This window comes from Sulfurovum zhangzhouensis (assembly GCF_030347965.1).
In the GTDB taxonomy this organism is placed as follows: domain Bacteria; phylum Campylobacterota; class Campylobacteria; order Campylobacterales; family Sulfurovaceae; genus Sulfurovum; species Sulfurovum zhangzhouensis.
The window spans coordinates 1-458 of the sequence record NZ_JAQIBD010000016.1; the positions used below are offsets into that span (position 1 = coordinate 1).

The window sequence follows — 458 nt, forward strand, 5'->3', positions numbered from 1 at the left end:
CTAAATGTTTTTTAACTTACTATTGTTAAGAGTCTAACGTAATGTTGCGGTAATGAGAGATCATTACTACAAAAAAATTACAATTTAACTAGAAATATTGTTAATAGAAATATTGATAATATCTTCCAAGTGCAAACTCATAAAAGCATACTTTTATTAAAGAAAGATGAATCATGTAACAATGACTCAGATTGCATTTAATAAGGTAGTACCTTAGAATTAAATAAATTAATCTAAGGGCAGATGGTGGATGCCTAGACCAGGAGAGGCGATGAAGGACGTACTAGGCTGCGATAAGCCACGGGGAGCTGCCAAGAAGCTTTGATCCGTGGATTTCCGAATGGGGCAACCCGGCATGTAGTGATGCATGTCACTCTTAGGAGAGCGAACGTGGGGAAGTGAAACATCTCAGTACCCACAGGAAAAGAAATCAACCGAGATTCCCTTAGTAGCGGCGA

At 38.4% G+C, this 458-nt stretch carries 1 rRNA gene; it reads left to right on the forward strand.

The window, feature by feature from the left end:
- Positions 1-222 precede the first annotated feature (222 nt).
- Positions 223-458, forward strand: a 23S ribosomal RNA gene (locus PGH07_RS11425); the annotation flags it as partial.